General features: G+C 38.3%; 21 protein-coding genes and 1 other RNA gene. 2 read left to right on the plus strand and 20 right to left on the minus strand.

The window, feature by feature from the left end; all coding sequences use genetic code 11:
- Positions 1 to 4: 4 nt before the first annotated feature.
- From ACVIJU_RS12525 to ACVIJU_RS12555, 7 genes are all read right to left on the minus strand, one after another.
- Positions 5 to 277 carry a YlbG family protein gene (locus ACVIJU_RS12525; RefSeq protein WP_063388517.1) on the minus strand — a complete coding sequence of 91 codons (273 nt, stop codon included), beginning with the start codon at positions 275 to 277 and terminating at the stop codon, positions 5 to 7.
- A gap of 34 nt (positions 278 to 311) precedes the next feature.
- Positions 312 to 752: a YlbF family regulator gene (locus ACVIJU_RS12530; protein WP_063388518.1), complete on the minus strand. Its 441-nt coding sequence runs from the start codon at positions 750 to 752 to the stop codon at positions 312 to 314.
- Between the two features lie 64 nt (positions 753 to 816).
- On the minus strand, positions 817 to 1254 hold the full coding sequence (locus tag ACVIJU_RS12535; RefSeq protein ID WP_063388519.1) for a hypothetical protein: 438 nt from the start codon (positions 1252 to 1254) through the stop codon (positions 817 to 819).
- Between the two features lie 181 nt (positions 1255 to 1435).
- Entirely contained in the window at positions 1436 to 1672 is a 237-nt protein-coding gene (locus tag ACVIJU_RS12540; protein ID WP_063388520.1) for a YlbE-like family protein, read from the minus strand.
- A 5-nt stretch (positions 1673 to 1677) separates the two neighbouring features.
- A complete protein-coding gene (gene ylbD, locus ACVIJU_RS12545; RefSeq protein ID WP_063388521.1) occupies positions 1678 to 2052 on the minus strand; it encodes a YlbD family protein in 375 nt (124 codons plus the stop codon).
- An 82-nt stretch (positions 2053 to 2134) separates the two neighbouring features.
- Positions 2135 to 3166 (minus strand): CAP domain-containing protein, encoded by a 1032-nt coding sequence (locus ACVIJU_RS12550; RefSeq protein WP_066251847.1) that lies wholly within the window; start codon positions 3164 to 3166, stop codon positions 2135 to 2137.
- Between the two features lie 136 nt (positions 3167 to 3302).
- Positions 3303 to 3659, minus strand: a complete 357-nt coding sequence (locus ACVIJU_RS12555) for a CBS domain-containing protein (RefSeq protein ID WP_063388523.1) — start codon at positions 3657 to 3659, stop codon at positions 3303 to 3305.
- A gap of 200 nt (positions 3660 to 3859) precedes the next feature.
- Between ACVIJU_RS12555 and ACVIJU_RS12560 the strand changes: the two genes are divergently transcribed.
- Complete coding sequence (locus ACVIJU_RS12560; RefSeq protein WP_063388524.1) at positions 3860 to 4219, plus strand: YugN family protein; 360 nt, start codon at positions 3860 to 3862, stop codon at positions 4217 to 4219.
- A gap of 31 nt (positions 4220 to 4250) precedes the next feature.
- Here ACVIJU_RS12560 and ctaG read toward each other — a convergent pair whose 3' ends face one another.
- The 6 genes from ctaG to cyoE form a co-directional block, all read right to left on the minus strand.
- Positions 4251 to 5150 carry a cytochrome c oxidase assembly factor CtaG gene (gene ctaG, locus ACVIJU_RS12565; protein ID WP_063388525.1) on the minus strand — a complete coding sequence of 300 codons (900 nt, stop codon included), beginning with the start codon at positions 5148 to 5150 and terminating at the stop codon, positions 4251 to 4253.
- Positions 5151 to 5324: 174 nt separating this feature from the next.
- The gene (gene ctaF, locus ACVIJU_RS12570) at positions 5325 to 5654 is read right to left on the minus strand and encodes a cytochrome c oxidase subunit IVB (protein ID WP_063388526.1); all 330 of its coding nucleotides are present in this window, start codon (positions 5652 to 5654) and stop codon (positions 5325 to 5327) included.
- A gap of 2 nt (positions 5655 to 5656) precedes the next feature.
- Complete coding sequence (ctaE, locus tag ACVIJU_RS12575; protein ID WP_063388527.1) at positions 5657 to 6280, minus strand: cytochrome c oxidase subunit III; 624 nt, start codon at positions 6278 to 6280, stop codon at positions 5657 to 5659.
- Positions 6280 to 8148 carry a cytochrome c oxidase subunit I gene (ctaD, locus tag ACVIJU_RS12580; RefSeq protein ID WP_063388528.1) on the minus strand — a complete coding sequence of 623 codons (1869 nt, stop codon included), beginning with the start codon at positions 8146 to 8148 and terminating at the stop codon, positions 6280 to 6282. The genes ctaE and ctaD overlap by 1 nt, the downstream gene beginning before the upstream one ends.
- A 31-nt stretch (positions 8149 to 8179) precedes the next feature.
- On the minus strand, positions 8180 to 9262 hold the full coding sequence (gene coxB, locus ACVIJU_RS12585) for a cytochrome c oxidase subunit II (protein ID WP_063388529.1): 1083 nt from the start codon (positions 9260 to 9262) through the stop codon (positions 8180 to 8182).
- A gap of 105 nt (positions 9263 to 9367) precedes the next feature.
- Positions 9368 to 10240, minus strand: a complete 873-nt coding sequence (cyoE, locus tag ACVIJU_RS12590; protein WP_232515768.1) for a heme o synthase — start codon at positions 10238 to 10240, stop codon at positions 9368 to 9370.
- Between the two features lie 427 nt (positions 10241 to 10667).
- On the opposite strand from cyoE, the gene ACVIJU_RS12595 reads away from it, so the two are divergent.
- Positions 10668 to 11573, plus strand: coding sequence for a COX15/CtaA family protein (locus tag ACVIJU_RS12595; protein WP_094246107.1), 906 nt, complete (start codon positions 10668 to 10670; stop codon positions 11571 to 11573).
- Positions 11574 to 11732: 159 nt separating this feature from the next.
- Here the strand turns inward: ACVIJU_RS12595 and ACVIJU_RS12600 are convergent, their stop codons facing one another.
- From ACVIJU_RS12600 to ACVIJU_RS12630, 7 genes are all read right to left on the minus strand, one after another.
- The gene (locus ACVIJU_RS12600; RefSeq protein WP_063388532.1) at positions 11733 to 13256 is read right to left on the minus strand and encodes a carboxypeptidase M32; all 1524 of its coding nucleotides are present in this window, start codon (positions 13254 to 13256) and stop codon (positions 11733 to 11735) included.
- A gap of 26 nt (positions 13257 to 13282) precedes the next feature.
- Positions 13283 to 15196, minus strand: coding sequence for an ATP-dependent DNA helicase (locus ACVIJU_RS12605; protein WP_445659558.1), 1914 nt, complete (start codon positions 15194 to 15196; stop codon positions 13283 to 13285).
- Positions 15197 to 15396: 200 nt separating this feature from the next.
- Positions 15397 to 15570, minus strand: a complete 174-nt coding sequence (locus tag ACVIJU_RS12610) for a hypothetical protein (protein WP_157728005.1) — start codon at positions 15568 to 15570, stop codon at positions 15397 to 15399.
- 58 nt (positions 15571 to 15628) lie between these two features.
- Positions 15629 to 16774 carry a THUMP domain-containing class I SAM-dependent RNA methyltransferase gene (locus tag ACVIJU_RS12615; RefSeq protein ID WP_456687659.1) on the minus strand — a complete coding sequence of 382 codons (1146 nt, stop codon included), beginning with the start codon at positions 16772 to 16774 and terminating at the stop codon, positions 15629 to 15631.
- 76 nt (positions 16775 to 16850) lie between these two features.
- Positions 16851 to 17226: RNase P RNA component class B (gene rnpB, locus ACVIJU_RS12620), an RNA gene on the minus strand.
- Between the two features lie 65 nt (positions 17227 to 17291).
- Positions 17292 to 17591 (minus strand): cell division regulator GpsB, encoded by a 300-nt coding sequence (gpsB, locus tag ACVIJU_RS12625; RefSeq protein WP_063388535.1) that lies wholly within the window; start codon positions 17589 to 17591, stop codon positions 17292 to 17294.
- A 187-nt stretch (positions 17592 to 17778) separates the two neighbouring features.
- Positions 17779 to 18006, minus strand: coding sequence for a CotD family spore coat protein (locus ACVIJU_RS12630; protein WP_063388536.1), 228 nt, complete (start codon positions 18004 to 18006; stop codon positions 17779 to 17781).
- Positions 18007 to 18176 lie beyond the last annotated feature (170 nt).

Here is an 18176-nt window from a genome sequence, read left to right on the forward strand (position 1 = left end):
CTATTTATAATCCAATTTTATAATCATATTCTTTCGCTTTATCCACTTTTGATTCAAATTCAATTTTTAAAAGCGGCCTGTAAGAAGGTTCGACCCTTTTTACGAAAGAAAATGATGCAATGGTGTCCATTATTTCGTCTATTTGTTCTCTATCACAATAAAGAACTACATATTTCATTTTTTTTGAAACATAATGAATGTTTCCAAATTTCCGCAAACTTTTTACATATTTTAAAGAATGCAGCCAAACAATAATTCCCTGTCTTTTTTCAAACATCCCGATTCTCCTTTTCCTTTGCTTCTAAACCCGTTTAAGCTGAACAGCCGCATGCTCCGCCTGATGCGCATCCACAGCTAGGCATCATTTCAAAATAAGGGTTTCCAGTCGGAACTTTAATGGCTGTTGAAACAGCTCGTCCGATATACATGCTGATTTCATCGAGAAGTTTTTGAATTTCTTTTTCCGCTTTTTTAAATGCAGCGACTTTATCATTTAAATCAAGTTCTCTTTTAATTTCCCTCATTTCGCTTTTAATTCGATTATAATCAGGATGATATTTGCCAAATCTCATGACATCCTCGTATTGCTCTTTTATTTTGACAAATTTTTGAATGATTGTTTGAGCTTCTTGATCATTTTGCAAATTATATAATGAACGCCGATATTCGATCGCAAGTTCTGATTCTGTTATCATTTTTGCTAAAGCTTCCGCTTCATCTAAAAGCAGAACGCTTTCCATTGACGTAACCATTAAGATCACACCTCCAATATTGATTGTAGCACGAACATCATCTTATTTACAACGCCTGCGTTTCTCATATATTTACAATCCATTCTTTTTTCAATTGATAGCTGGTTGAATCATTATATACTAATTCCAGGTTGATTGTGTGCCGCCCTTTAGACAATCCTTTTATAATAAATGCAGCAGAATAAATATCACTTTTTTTCTTTCCATCAATATATAATACGATATGACCTTCTCCTTCTTTTTTCGTGTTCCGTTCACCGTTAAATGTAAAATCAGGCACATAGCATTCTACATAAACGTTGTTTCCTTCTACATGATGACGAACTTGAAATTTTCTTATTTGGCTGTTCATCGTTTCAATGGCATTTCTGTCGGATTCATGAATTTCTGTCGGAACGATGCTGTCTTTTTTATTTCCTTCCGGTACCGGTTTTTCTGGGGAACAAGCCGCCATAACCGTGAGAAGCGTCAGCATTGCGAGCCATTTCATTTGCATAATCATTGATGCCTCCTTTTTCATATATTTTCAACACTTTATGTAAAAACATGTGCTTAAAAATAAAAAAGACGCTGACGCGTCATTCACAAATTCGGAAGCTGCTGAGTGCGGAATACAAACAAAAGCCCGTTTTTTTCATTCCATTAGGAAAAATGATTGCTTTCGTACAAACACATTTGAACCGTTAATTTTCGCGAAATGCTTGTAGCATCGCCAGCATCATCGACATCATTTGAATAGAATTCGAAAATTTTTCTATTTTATGCGGCAGAGTTAGATAATAGTCATTTGCCATGCTAATTTCCATTTTCTCAAGAAATTCAGGATGTCTAGTCAAGGTGCGGTACCAATATGGCTTTTCGCGAATGTATTGCTTTAAAAGGGGATTTTGTTGAATATATAAATACAAGTCCTTTCTCATTGTTATTAATCCTTTCTAAACGATAAGGGATGCGAATGATTCGGATCTGATTTGCGGCTGCTCTCGATCTCTTTTAAAAGATTTTGAATGGTTGAAATCGCATCATTCATTTTATATAAATGTTCGTTTACCGTCTCCACATCTAAATGCTGAAAAGTTTGTAAAATATTTTTCAGAAAATCACCTTGTTGATGTTTACGGCTTTTCATACTGTTTGATCGGTATTTATTCCACAAAGGATCTTCCTCACCTAAAAGCTGCCAATCTTCATAAATCTCCTTCCATGTTTTCTTTTCTTTGCGGACTTCTTCTATTAATTTTGGATGTTTTTTAATAAATTGTTTAAACAATTCGAGTTTTGATAACGATTTTGTTTTCATGCGATCACCTCATAAACGTTTTTCTTATATTTAATATATCGATAACGGAAAAATTGGTGATAAAATGAAAAAGCGAGCCTCTTCATTTGGCCCGCTTTGCAATAAAATTTTGCGTATAAAATTTTTCATACACTCCTACCCCTATATGTGTGAACCGTTCATCAAGAAGCGTTTTTCGGTGTCCTTCACTATTCAGCCAGCCTTCGACTACGTCAATTCCATCCATATATCCATGCGCAATATTTTCTCCAGCCATTTCAAAATGAACCCCAGCCGATGTCAAACGATCGGAAAGAGAGCCTCTCTCAGGCGACACATGAGAAAAATATCCTTTTTCACTCATTTCCTTGCTGTGAGAATAAGCGACTTTCGCTGTGCTTTCTTCCTGCTTAAGAGGACTTAAACCATTTATTGTTCGAATTACATTTGTTATGTCAACAATTTGTTGTTCTTCCCCGTATTCAATTTTCCGCTGCTCTTCCTCTGTTATAGGCTCTGCCTCTAAAAGCTCGCCTCTATATACAACTTCATATGGACGCTGTTTTACTAATGTTTGAACATCAAAAGCTCTAATGCTCGATAACGTTCCAGTGAATTTATCCATATACAACTGAACATAAAGATCATCATTCAAACGGACTGTCGGCCTGACATTCAGATCATCCTCCGACAGCTCGAACCGGTATGAGTTTAAACCAATATCTGCTGTGACAAATGAATTGGGAGCGACAATATGAAATACTTGGGTAGACGGCTGGCCAATTTGAAACGGATCTACATTTACTTCTTTTCCAATAGCAAAAACTGTAACGACCTTTCCGTTTAAAACACCGAATTGCTTGTATTGCTGCAAATCATCTCGGTATATCCACCATTCATAATCATATCTTGATGGATCAATCCGATCAGGTTTGCCAAAAGTTTTTAGTACTTCTTTGGAAGATCTTCCGACAAATGAGATAACTCCTTCCCCCACTTTTATTTCTTTGTCCGTTTTCTCTTGAAAATTTTGCTGTTCCGGAGGCAGTACTGGTTCCTTTTGAAAGGTGACATATACGATATATGTTAATGTAATAATTACAAATATCAATATAATTCTTGTAACTCTTTTCAGTTCAATTCCCCTCTTCTTTCTTTGTTTCTTATATATTCTGTTTTAAGTCATTTTAATCAAAAATGGGGAAATTTTGCAAACATTTCATGAAAAATTCACTTCTCTCATTTTTAATGGTGTAGTTTTTGTCTTCTCATCATGTAAAACAACGTTCTGTTATAATGCCAACAACCTTTCCATCCTCAACAACCGGCAAATGATGAATATGATGGGCTGCAAGCATCTCAGCTGCGTCTTCTGCTGATGCATCAGGAGTGATCGTAACAACATCGCCGTTCATTACATCCGTAATTTTCGTAGAACCAGGACGTTTTTCTGCAATTCCTTTTGTCACAAGATCACGATCGGTTATGATTCCTGCTAATTGATCATTTTCAACGATTAAAACGGCATCAGCATTTGACTCTTTCATTTTCACAGCCGCTTCAAACACATTTTCTAACGGTGTGCAAAAAATACAATTTGTTGACATAATTTCCTTTACCTTTTTCAATGAGGACACCTCTTATGCTTTTTGATCTATTATGGGAAATTTCGATTTTCTTTATTCGCTCTCCATTTGAATACCGAATTTTATTTGAACATTGTGTAAATGCTATATATATAACATTGCATGTTTTAATTATTCATACTATTATTAAACAGTAGAGAGAAATCAATTTTTTGTTCGAAGCGCTTAGGAGGGAAATACATATGAAATTTGAACAAATCGGCCTGGAAGGGCTGACGGTGGAATTGTCTCACCTTAAGGATGCGTTGTCAGAATTAGGTTTTATCCTTGCCGGCCAATGGGATTATGACCGTGTGACGTTTGACAAGAAATTTGAGCATAAGGGCGATGTTTTTTATTTAAGAGTACAAGGATATTGTATTGAAGGCGATGTGGGAGGCCGCTACGCACTTATTAAATTGCTAACTCCAATATTAGGGAAACATTATTATCCTCATGGTGTCGAATATGGAGAGGATGAACATTTTCCAGCCGTCATCGTTGAGTCAAGCGAAAAACTGTTAAAGCGGGCAAAAGAAGCGATTGAAAGCTTAACTGTTTGAAAAACTGCAGGCAAATCACCTGCAGTTTTTTTTATTTATTTGGTTCAGGAGACAAATTTTGCACATCGATGTCGTCTTTTTCTCTCTCTTTTTTCGCCCATTCAAAAAATACATGAGCTAAAAATGTTCCGTACACAAGCTCTTGGATCACTTTCATAATAATGCCGCCAAGCTGCTGATCCTCAAGCAGCGGCATTCCGCTAAACATTTGCGGGCCTGACAAAGACAACCCAGCCAACGTATCAGAAGGAACACATAAGCTTAAAGTCTTTACCCACGCCTCCGGATTCGAATATGTTTCAAACAGCGGCGCACCTGCAAAAATGATTAAACCGCAGGCTGGTGTGATTAAAACGCTGTTTCCTAAAATGTAGGCAATTTTTTTCAGACCCCCAATTGGATGCCAATTTGGACTTTTTCCAATCAATGGCCAATACATAAAAAAGGCAAAAACGAAAATAAAAGTAGTAGCCGCCTCATGATAAATATAATTTGATTTTAATGTATCGAAAATAAACGGCACATGATACAAGGAAAAAAATAAATTAAACAAAATCATAGCCAATATCGGTTTAGTGAAAAATTTTACAACAGGTTTTATGACCGGCTTTTCCATAACAGCCTTCCATAACCATTCAGGAACGCCGATAATCAAAAGCGGTGCTACGATTAAAAACAAAATTGCCATTGAAGCCATATGCCCTGTAAATGTAATGTGCCCCAGCAAATCAAGCGGGCTTCCTTTGCTGACATAAAGGAGAACGATTGCCAATATAAACACTAATTTTTGTTTTAGGCTGACCGGTTCAGAATTTTTAAAATAGTGACGAAGCGAATCGGTTAATAATAAGTAAAGCACAATTAAAATAACACAAAATATAAAAAACAGCGGACTCCACATAGCGCGAAAGCCAAATATATCTAAACTCAACTGAATCAATCCTTTCAATCATCGATCTAGTCGATTCCATTTCATTATACATGCTTTCCTTTTCTTTTTTCAATGAACGTTCTATGAATTTGCATTTCTTTCAGCAAGCAGATTTATATTGCCTTTAAAAAAAGAAGCAACCAGTTAAAACTGATTGCTTCCATAAAGAGTATTTTACCACCAGACAATTGTCATAAAGGCAAGAACCGTCAGAAATGTGACAAAAATACCTGACCATATGAAAAACTGTGGTCCTTCATGTCCTTTATGATTCATATGCATGAAATAATATAGCTGGAAAATGACTTGAATGCATGCAAGCAGTACAATAAATGGAACTTTCAACCATTCGTCGATTCCATCATATCCTACTGTAATAAAAGCTACAATCGTTAAAAAGATCATTAACGCAAATGAAACGACTTGGTGCTTCATTTCTTCCGCATTTTTTTTACGGCGAAACGCTAAATCAACTTTTGGGTTACGAGAATTTTCACTCACCATCGTTATCCCACCATTCCCATTAAGTATACAACTGTGAATATAAATACCCAAACAACGTCGATAAAGTGCCAATAAAGGCTTGCGACGTAATATTTAGGAGCGTTGTATAAGTTTAATCCGCGTTTTGCATTTCGAATCATCAGCGTTGTGATCCAGAGAAGCCCAAAGGCAACGTGTGCACCGTGTGTTCCTACTAGCGTGTAAAAGGCTGAACCAAGCGCACTGCTTGTCAACTTAAATTCAAATTCATGCATGTAATGATTAAATTCATAAATTTCCAAAATTAAGAACGCAAGACCTAATAAAACGGTGACTCCAAACCAGAACTGCATTTTGCCAAATTGAAAGTTTTTCATATGATAAATTGCATAGACGCTTGTCAAACTGCTTGTTAATAAAAGCATTGTCGCTACAAATACTAATTTGATGTCAAAGAGCTCCTGCGTTGAGGCCCCGCCAGCGGTGGAATCTCTCAACGCTAGAAACGTAGCAAACAACGTGGCAAACAATACTGTTTCGCCGCCTAAGAAAACCCAAAAACCAATAAACTTATTTTTCCCTTCGAGGGTGGCCTTTTCTGGCTGCTCAGGAAACGTTTCAGCCGTTAATTTTTCTTCTACATGCATTATGCCTGAACCCCCCCATTATCATCTTTTAAAAGGTCTTCTTTATGAATATGGTATCCATGGTCATCAATAATCGAGCGTAAAAACATCGTACCGAACGTAATGATAAAGCCGATAATAGCAACCGGCACACCCCACGAATAGTCATTGTGGTACATGAGGCCGAAAGCGGCAATGAATAAGCCTATTGAAATAATAAAAGGCAAGATTGAAGAGTTCGGCATATGAATATCGCTTAGCGGTTCAGCAGGTGTTAAGCCTTTTTTGCCCTCCATTTTTTCAATCCATAAAGGATCTAATCCGCGAACAAGCGGAGTTTGTTTAAAGTTGTATTCAGGTGGAGGTGATGCAACTGCCCACTCTAGTGAACGTCCATCTTCCCAAGGATCTGCACCTACTTTTTCTCCCTTCACAGAAGTAACCACAACATTGATCAAGAGAACGACTACTGCTATCCCCATCAGAACCGCACCTATTGTACTGATCAAGTTTCCAGTATCAAAGCCTTGGCCTGATAAGAATGTGAACACGCGGCGCGGCATACCCATTAAACCAAGGAAATGCTGGATAAAGAACGTTAAATGGAAACCGATGAAAAATAATACAAATGTTATTTTACCAAGCGTCTCATTTAACATTTTTCCAAACATCTTTGGCCACCAATAATGGGCAGCAGCCAAAATAGCAAATACAACACCACCAACAATTACGTAGTGGAAGTGTGCAACAACAAAGTAAGTATCGTGGTATTGATAATCGGCTGGAGCAGCAGCGAGCATGACTCCAGTTACACCACCCATAACAAATGATGGAATAAAACCGACTGCATAAAGCATCGGTGTTGTAAAGCGGATGCTTCCGCCCCACATTGTAAAGAGCCAGTTAAACACTTTAATTCCTGTCGGCACACCAATTGTCATAGTTGCAACTGCAAAAATCGCATTGGCAATCGGACCAAGACCTGTTGTAAACATGTGGTGCGCCCACACCATGAATCCTAAAAATCCGATCAACACTGTTGCAAACACCATTGATGTGTACCCAAACAATCTTTTCCGAGCAAAAGTTGGAATAATTTCTGAAAAAATTCCGAATGCCGGCAAAACTAAAATGTAAACTTCAGGATGTCCAAAAATCCAGAAAATATGTTCATAAATGATCGTATTCCCGCCTAAAGCCGGATTGAAAAAGTTCCCGCCAAATAAACGGTCAAACATTAAAAGCGCAATTCCAACAGTCAGCGGTGGGAACGCAAACAAAATAAGTCCTGATGCTACAAAAGTAGTCCATGTAAACAATGGCATCCGCATGTATGTCATTCCGGGTGCACGCATATTAATAATCGTAACAAGAAAATTGATCCCGGAAATTAATGTTCCTAATCCGGAAATTTGCAGCCCTAGTATATAAAAGTCTACTCCATGTCCAGGAGAATTCAAGGCCACTGAAGCGTATGCCGTCCAGCCAGCATCAGGTGCCCCGCCTAAAAACCAGCTTAAATTTAAGAAAACACCGCCAAAGAAAAACAACCAAAAGCCTAAAGAATTCAAAAACGGAAACGCAACGTCACGAGCCCCAATTTGGAGTGGAACAACTGCGTTCATATATGCAAACAATAACGGCGTAGCTGCTAAAAATATCATCGTTGTACCGTGCATTGTCATCAATTCGTTAAACGTACCTGCACTGACAAAGTCATTTTCTGGAATGGCCAATTGAATACGCATCAAAAGCGCTTCAATTCCACCAATTACAAAAAAGAGTCCTCCAGCGATTAAATAAAGGATGGCAATCTTTTTATGGTCAACAGTTGTCAAATAGTCCCAAACCGTTGGCCAGAACCCTTTTTTCCGAGCTAACGTACTCACGATGTAACCTCCCTTTTATAATTAGTGAGCATTACTTTTCAACTGATAGGCTTTGTAAATAATCTGTTAATGCTTGAAGTTCTTCTTCAGTCAACTTACCGTATGTGCCTGTCATTGTGTTGCCAGGTTTATATTTTTCAGGATCTTTCAACCAGTTTTTAATATTTTCTTCATTGTGTTCCAAGATGCCGGCTACTCGTTCACGATCAGCAAAGTTAGCTAAGTTAGGTGCCGTTCGTGCTTGTTCAGGTCGGTTATCAGCTGGTGATACTGCATGGCAGCCGATACAGCCTTTATCTTTGAACACTTGTTCTCCCTGTTTTGCAGACGCTGTTTGAGCAACAGTTTCAGCTTTGAAATTTTTCATTTTATTAATCCAAGAATTAAATTCATCTCGGGAAACCGCCTTCACTTTAAAGTCCATCAATGCGTGAGATGGTCCGCATAATTCAGCACATTTCCCGTAAAAAATGTTTTCAGCTTCCTTCGCACGTTTTGAATCAATTTTTAACCAGAACTGGTTCTCATTATCTGTGTTTGTATCGATTTTACCACCAACTGGAGGAATCCAGAATGAGTGCTTCACATCTGATGCTTTTAAGTTAAAATAAACTTTTTCATCTGTCGGCAAGACTAAATCTTGGCTTGTAATGACTCCATAGCCAGGATATTCAAATTCCCACCAATACAAACTTGCTCTTACATTGACAACAAGAGGATCTTTTCCTCCATTTTTATCATCTGCCAACGCTTTTTTCATTGGGTCGGTATCCGCCAAATTAAAGGTGGAAGCAACTACCGGAACTGCCAATACAATCAGCAATAATATAGGAATAACAGTCCAAATGATTTCAAGCTTATGGCTTCCTTCCACTTGTACCGGAATTTTATCGCTTCCTTTCCGGCGGAATTTCATTAAGACATAAATAAAAATAATCGTTACGACTGCAACAACAATCACCATGATTGCCGTACTCAACATCATGAGCGAAAATTGTTCATCGGCAACTTCTCCAGCTGGAATCAGCGTGGAAATAAACGGTTCGCCGCAGCCTGACAATACGAGCGTCATGACTGAAAGTAGTAACAAAAGACGCCATTTCAGCTTTTTCATCGCTAAATCAAACCCCTCTTTCTTTGTTAAATCCTGTTCATAAAGAAAAAATGAAGAATTCCTTCTATGAATAAATTCTTATCTAGAAAGAATTACTACCGAACGTTAAATTATTGAAAAGGCAACCATAGCCACAAACAAAATGGTTAAATAGTTAATTGAATAGATAAACATCCACTTAGACCATTTTAAATCATTTTTCATTTTCAGTCCAATTAATGACAAAATCAACCAAATAATGTTCAATACAGTAGCCAAAACGATGAAGCCAATGCCTAGGCTAAACAAATAAAAAGGAAGGGGCAGCAAGCAGGCAACCCAAACAATGATTTGTCTTTTCGTCACCTCAAAGCCATGAACAACTGGAAGCATCGGAATTCCAGCTTTACGGTATTCTTCCGAACGCTTCATCGCAAGTGCCAAGAAATGAGGCGGCTGCCAAATAAACATGATTAGAAATAAAATCCATGCAATGATATTTAAATCATCAACTGCAGCCCATCCAATCAGCGGCGGAACAGCTCCAGCGATGCTGCCGACTACCGTATTGATCGTATATTGGCGTTTTGTCCACATCGTGTATAGCACTATGTAGGAAAACACGCCTAACAAACCAATGACGGCTGCGGAAACAGAAACCATTAGAAGCAAAATCGTTCCAATGGAAATGAAGCCGGTCCCCAGCAGCAATACTTGAAACGAGCTTATACGGCCCGTTACGGTTGGGCGTAATCTTGTTCTTTCCATTACATGGTCAATATCTCTGTCATAAAAATTGTTGATTGCGCAAGATCCAGCAATAATAGCTGCTGTTCCAAGCAATGTAAACACAACAATATCTATATTTTCAAGAAAACCTTTACCGCTGAAATATAATGCCAACCATATTCCGGTAAAAGTGGTGATTAAATTGGAGTTGACGATTCCGATTTTAATTAATGATAAAAAATCTTTCCAAGCGGAAGTTGCCACTTCTATTTCTTGCCGATCGTTTAAAACAACTTCGCCCCTTGTATTACCCAATTGAATGACCTCCTCTGGGACGGCCTCCTATCTGAGACCATTTAGCGTTTGCCTCTATCATATAAAAAAAACACGAGACAAAAAAGCATTCATATAGTATTAAACCATAATTCGTCAATTTTTTGTGTACATTTCGCGAATAAAGTTTGTCGAAATTGTGAAGCGGTTAAAAATAAAATATTTTCCGATTATAATAATAGTTGGTCGAACGTTTCGGCAAAATGCCTTCCCCATAATATTTCTAGCAAACTCCTTTTGAATATTCAAGCTTTTTCTGATTCTACAAGAAACTATTTGTTTCGAAGTTTGATGTTTCTATACCCATTATGGAGTTTCTTTCGGCTTTTTAAACTTATTAAAGATGTTAGAAGGTGAATGAGACATGCACTATTTATTAAAGTGGCTTGGCGTCGTGACAACAATCGTCATGCTATTCGTTTTAATTGGCGGAGCACTCGTAACAAAAACAGGATCATCTCAAGGATGCGGCCGGTCTTGGCCGCTTTGCCACGGAAAAGTTCTTCCAGACCCTTTGACATTAGAAACAATCATTGAACTTTCACACCGACTAGTGAGCGGAATTGCAGGAATCCTTGTTTTATGTCTTGTTATTTGGGCTTGGAAAGCGATCGGGCATAAAAAAGAAACAAAGCTGCTTTGTTTTCTGGCCATCTTTTTTATTGTTTTGCAGGCGCTAATCGGTGCTGCAGCTGTCGTATGGGGGCAATCCGATGCCGTTCTTGCACTTCATTTTGGAATTTCCCTCATTTCATTTGCAGCTGTTTTGCTGCTTACTCTGCTGATTTTTGAAGTTGATAAAAAATTTGACGCAGATAATGCTGTCATTGGGAAAAAAATGCGATTTCATATTTATGGCATTATTACTTACAGTTATATTGTCATTTACACAGGTGCATATGTTCGGCATAAAGGCGCAAGTCTAGCTTGTCCAAGCATTCCTTTTTGCAGCGAAAATCGCTTGTTCCCGCAAACCGTCCATGAATGGGTGCAAATGGGCCACCGCTTTGCAGCAGGCTTGCTGTTTATTTGGATTGCGGTTGCCACTATTCATGCGATAAAACATTATAAAGATCAAAAAGTGATGTATTGGGGTTGGATTCTTGCTTTCATTCTCATTCTTCTCCAAGCGTTATCCGGCATATCCGTGATCTTGTCTGATTTAAATCTTTATCTTGCCTTGGCACATGCTTTATTTATTTCCTGCTTGTTCGGGCTGTTGTGCTATTTTGTTCTTCTTGCAGGCCGGGCAAAAGCTTCGAATGATTAAAAGGCTCTGTCTAAAGCCTTTAGAATTGATGATGGCGGAAATCGGCGAAAGAGCTGATATCCGCCATCTTTTATTTTTTTTAATAAAGTGGGATGTCATTTTAAAAATCGAAACAATTTTTTCCCTGATTGCTGATGGGAAGTTTTCCAAACGAATCTATTAATCAAGACTGTAAATGTCTTTATATTTCTTTTCTAAATACTGAATAAAATATGCCGGATTCAACGATTCGCCAGTCGCATCCTTTAATATTTCCAGCGGTTTTTTCATTTTGCCATATAGATGAACATGTTTTGTCAGCCAGCTTTGAATTTGCTGAAATTCTCCGTTTTCAATAAGTTCTTCAACATTCGAAAGATCCTGCTCCATTTTTTGCATCAATTGCGTTGCATACATATATCCTAAAGCATATGAAGGGAAATAGCCAAAGCTTCCTCCCGCCCAATGAACATCTTGAAGCACCCCGTTTCCATCATGATCTGGAGCAATACCTAAATATTCGCTATATTTATCATTCCAAACTTTTGGAAGATCAGACACATCCAAATTTCCTTCAAACAGCAATTTTTCTATTTCATAGCGTACAATGATATGAAGACAATATGTCAATTCATCTGCTTCAATACGGATCAGCGAAGGTTTAACTTCATTGATCGCTCTGTAAAAATCATTTAAAGAAACCCCAGTAAATTGGTTTGGAGCATACGTTTTAAGTTGGTTGTAATATCGCTTCCAGAAATGATAGTTTCGCCCAATTAAATTTTCATAAAATAATGATTGAGATTCATGAATCCCCATTGAAGCGCCGTCAGCAAGAGGAGTTCCTTCCAGTTCTTCATTAATGTTTTGCTCATAAATCGCATGTCCGGCTTCATGAATGGTTCCGAAAACGGCCGTTCGAAAATCTGTTTCATCATACTTTGTTGTAATTCGAACATCGCCCCGGTTCATTCGAATTTCAAAAGGATGGACGGTTTCATCAAGGCGGCCGGCATCAAAATTGTAGCCTATTTCCTTTAAAATATATTCGGAAAACTTTCGCTGTTTTTCTTTCGGAAACGGTTTGTGCAAAAACGAAACGTCGATTTTTTTTGATGATTGTACAATTTGTTGTACTAATGGGACGATATGTTTTTTAAGCTCTGCAAAAACCTTGTCAAGCGTCTCCACAGTTATTCCTGGTTCATACAAATGAAGGAGCGTATTATATTTATGTCCCTGATAGCCCCAATAGGAAATAAACTTTTTATTGAATTCTATTAATTTTTCTAAATAAGGAGCAAACTGATTGAAATCTGCATTTGCTTTCGCTTCTTCCCAAACTGATTCGCTTTTTGATTGGAGAATGACATATTCTTTATATTCCTCTTTCGGAATCTTAATGTTTTTTTCATACTCCTCTCTGCATTCCTGAAGAGCTTTCTTTGTCACCGAAGAGAGATTGTCATAAACATGTTTTTCTGTTAATTCATCAAGAAACTCTTTCATAGTATCTGAAACGGACATCTGGAACCACTCTTCAGAAAGAATGCCGATTGTTTCAGCTCGCCGCTCCAATCCATTTTTCGGCGCACCCGTCCGTAAATCCCAATACATTAAATTTAATGCTTCTTCATAGCTTTCCATTTTCTTTAAGTAATCGAAAAATTTTTGTTCTTTTTCTTTTAAGCCCATTTTGATCATCCCCTTCTTCCAATTGAAAATATATTTCAGCTCGGTTTGACAGGCAACGCTTTTACGACCTCCGAAACAATATTTTCTCCCTCATCTTTGCTGATAAAAATCGTTACAGTACCATGGTCATCTTTCGTGCGAAGGAGGCGTCCAACTCCTTGCTTCAGCCGCAGTATCATATACGGAAGATCCACTTCATAAAAAGGATCTGTTGCGGATTTTCGTTTCGCATCAAATACAGGATCATCCGGCGGGAATGGCAGCGACCAAATGATCACATGTTCAAGCGACGGTCCTGGAACGTCAAGCCCCTCCCATAAATGCACAGCGCACAAAACGGTTTCCGGATCTCTTTCAAAAGATGCCACTAATTCGCTGATTTCATAATCTCCTTCAAATAAACATGAATGCCAAAAGCTTGGTAAATGTTTTTTTAAGAAAAGCAGCTCCTCTTTCGTTCTGCATAAAATTAACGTGCGCCCTTTGTTTGATTTTATGACAGATTCCGTCCAGTTCAATTTTTCCTCGCTCGTACCTTTTTTTACAAACACTTTCATATTTTTTTCATAGTCAAAAGGAGAGGAAACGGAGAATGATAGATAATCTTTTATACCAAGGCTATTCGCCAAATAAGCAAACGATCCGTTTTGATCCGATAAAGTGGCTGATGAAAAGATATAAGGTATTTTATGAGAAAACACTTTTTCTTTTAAAATATCTTCTATCCTTTGCGGCATGATCACAAAAGAAGATGACGCGACGTTTTGTTCAAGCCAGGTAATTGTGTTGTCAAATTGTAAAAACAAGCGAAAAGAAAATTCCATTTGATCAAGGTATTCTTCCACAATCTTTAAGCTATATTCATCAATGGTATATAGTTCACTTTCAAAAACTAAAGCTTCAGACAGCTGATTCAATCGTTCGTACAAATTTCCGGCCGCTTCTAACAAATCGTCTGTTCTCGTGATTGTCATCCGATTGGAGCCTTCCTTTTGATGTGCACTTTTAAACAGCATATGAAAAAAATGATCGTTCGCTAAAAGCGCTTCTTCGACCATTTCAGCAAGTTGTTCACGAATGTTGTTCTTTAAAATTTTTTCTAAATATGCTGCTAGCGTTTCTTTTTTCACTTGATACGTAAGTGCCTTTTGAGCCGCAAATTCTAATAAATGGCCTTCATCAAACACGACGCAGCTGTGCTCTGGGAGAAGCGGGAGCTGTCCTTCGCGTTTCCGGGATTCTTTCGTCCAAATATGCTCCATATAAAAATCATGGGAGCAAACGATTAAATCCTTCGCCTTCCGATAATAATCGCGGGAAAGAATTAAGCCGCACCGATGTCTTTTGCTGCATGACAAACAGTTTTTAAAAGGATCCCAGCTGATTTTTTCCCATTTTTCATCGGAAAAAAACGGGTATTGCTTCCGGTCTCCATAATGATAGTAAGATTGCAATCCGCTCTGATCATGCACGAATTCAGGGAGAGATTCATAAAGATCAAAAAAGTCCTCATCATCGTCCATTCCAAGCAAATCCTCAAGCTTGTCCAAACATAAATATTGGTTCATCGATTTTGCCAATCGCACATCCACTTTTAGGCCTAGAGCTTCTTCAAGCTTTTTTATATCCCCTTGTTTTTTGACAAGCTGTTCAATTAGAGCTTCGTCCGCACAGGCAATGACGGCAGGTCTTCCGGTATATCGCGCATATGCAATCGCATAAAGCAAATAAACAATCGTTTTTCCTGTCCCTACTCCCGCTTCCGCAAACATAACTTTCTTTTCTTTAAAAGCTCTGTCAAGCTGGAAAGCCATAAAAATTTGTTCGTCACGCAATTCAAAGCCTTTTTCAGGCAAAATATCATACAGAACATCTCCGATCCATTTGTTTAACGCTTCATAAAAGCTTTCATTTTTTGTCAGCGGGAAAGGTAAACCTTGAAACATCATGACTCCAACCTCCGTGATTATTCATAGAGTAAAATTATTTCACTTATTACGCATAACGTCAATATCTTTTCTGGCAGCGCGCGATTCAATTAGAATCATGTCAACCTCGCTTTTGCAGGAAGCGAGCGGTAAGGTTTGAAGCATAAGCGATTGACTCGGTTGAAACGAAATCATTTAAAAACAGAAAAAACTTCCCATTTTCAGGGAAGCCGTTTCTCTCGAACGGAAAGAGATCCGTGAAAAATAGCCTTTTTCAATTGCCCTTCCGCTTCAAAGATTTGACTGAGCGCTTTTTCTGTTGAACCTCTTTCTACCAACGCAGTATACGTATTTTTTAATGCGCGAGAAATAATCGCATATTCTTCCTTTGTCATAAATCAACCAACCCCGTATAAATTTTATCCATTTTAATTTATGCAGAGCTGGTATTATTTATGCTCTTTTGGGCGGTTTAGGTCCCCAATACTGATAATAGTGCGTTTCGATAAACCCATTAAAAAGTTTCCGTTTTTTTGTCGCCTTTTTTCCGTAAAACTGTTCAAAGCTTTTATTGCTAGTCAAAATGTAAATCGACCAAGTATCTAACAGCGAGAATGTTTTCCCCATTTCCTTATATAATTGCTCCACTTCTTCTCGTTCTCCGAGTCGCTCACCATACGGTGGATTCCCGACTATTACCCCAAATTCCTTCACTGTACGTAAATCTTTAACTTGCATTTGCTTAAAAGTAATGACATCCGAAAGCCCGGCCTCCATGGCATTTTCTTTTGAAATCTCAATCATTTTATGATCAATATCCGTCCCGATGCAGTCGAGGCGAACATCATATTTAGCTAAATCCTCTGCTTCTTCTCTTGCCCTTCTCCATACATCCTTGCCGATCCAGTCCCATTGCTCTGAAATAAAATCTCTATTGAAGCCGGGCGCGATATTTTGCCCAATTAACGCCGCTTCAATCGGAATCGTACCTGAACCACAAAATGGATCAAAGAAAGGTCTGTCAGGAGTCCAATTCGTTAGCAAAATAAGTGCAGCGGCGAGCGTTTCTTTTAAAGGGGCATTTCCTTTTCGAGCGCGGTATCCTCGTTTATGGAGGCCGTCTCCGCTCGTATCAATGGTCAGTGTAGCAATGTCTTTATGTAAAGAGATCTCAATCTTGTAAACCGCCCCTGTCTCTTCTAACCAATCGGTCGTTTTTCGGTACTGCTGCTTCAATTTTTCAACTATTGCTTTTTTCACAATTTTCTGGCAGTCAGAAACACTTGCCAGTTTTGATTTCACCGATTTTCCGATGACAGGAAATTGAGCGTTTTCAGGCAAAAATTCCGCCCAATCAATGGCTTTCGTTTTTTCAAACAGTTCTTCAAATGTCGTCGCCGGAAATTCAGCCACTTTTAATTTCACTCGATCAGCCGTTCTAAGCCATAAATTCGCTCGGCAAATCGCCAGTTCATCGCCTTCAAACGTTACTTTTCCGTTTTCCACTTTGCATGTATATCCTAGATTGCGCACTTCTGATGCAACAATCGCTTCAATTCCCATTGCAGCTGTTGCAATCAATGTAAACCGTTTGCTCATTTTTTCACCTGTCTTTTTAAGAAAATAAAAGCTCTCCAAATGGAGAGCACGAAAAATTGCGGTTTATTCCATAACGTTCTGTAAGCCATGTTTTGTCCCCATGCAGCTTGTACATGGGTGGTAATCATCTATCTACAGAAGGGTTTTAGCCCTTCTGTCCTTCTCCTCGTTCATTTCCTCAGAGAAGGTGCCCCTACCATCATTTGGGTTTCTCGCTCGTGGGGTTTACCGCGTTCCACTCTTGCGATTTCTCGCAAGACTACGTCACTGTGGCACTTTCAGGGTAATAGTGCCATACTAATCAATAGCTTAGGCACGTTCCCCGCCGTCAGCCGAAAAGGCTGCCCTAGCTTATGGTTTCGCTAGGCACGAACACTACGGGCATCTCAGCACCGTGCGAGCATGGACTTTCCTCTACAACGGATGATCCGTTGCAGCGATTACCCGAACGTTATGCTAAACCGCATTATGTAGTATAGTGAAAATGAATAAAAAATTCAAGTGGCATCCATGAACATTATTCATATAATTTGCTTCCAAATACATGTTTTTCTAAATTCGATAAACGCTTCAAAATGTCAAAGTTCGTTGTATTCGCCTGCATCGTCGGTTGTTTTTTCGATGCTTCTTCGAGCTGCTTTTTCAGCCGCATATTTTCCTGCCGCAACTGTTCAATCTCCTGGTAAAACGTTTCGTAATCTTTAATGATAATATCTAAAAATTTATCAACTTCTTCTTGTTTATAACCGCGCATCGAAGTTTTAAACTCTTTTTCCAAAATTTCTTTCGCCGTTAATCTAATTTTATCTGAAATCAACTCGGTTCACCTCAATCGTCAGAAGTCCTCCTAGGCTATATTTTTTCAAACTTCCTGATTAATGTCAATTTATTCTTTATGGTAATAACATGTCTCCATCCTATTATGGAAAAAAATGAAGCCTTCAGAGGTTTAAAAATAATGATTATAAACGGAAGGAGCTGGTTACTCAGCCCCTTCTCAAAGATTATCTCGGAAACGGACCAGGTCCCATGCACTGAAAATGTTGATGTGACACGTTATTTACCGCAGATTGAGTATGCGGGAAATAATGCAAATGTTGATACATTTGATGATTAACATTTGTTGTATGAATTGGATGGATATGAGGAACGATTGTTGTTGAATGTGTATGATTGACGCAGCATTTCGTCGGATGAACAATCGGCTGAAGAACATTCGGTCTGCATTTCATATTATATAACTCCTTCCTATTTATTATTTTTACAATACTAGCCTATGAATATAAAAGTGTACATGTACTAATTCAAATACCTATTTTCAAAAAAAAGCAGGCGCGATATTTATCATGTATAGGCATTTCCTTCATAACCGATTGATTAAGGCACTATATTAAAAATTTGA

The organism is Aeribacillus sp. SP014, assembly GCF_054055575.1.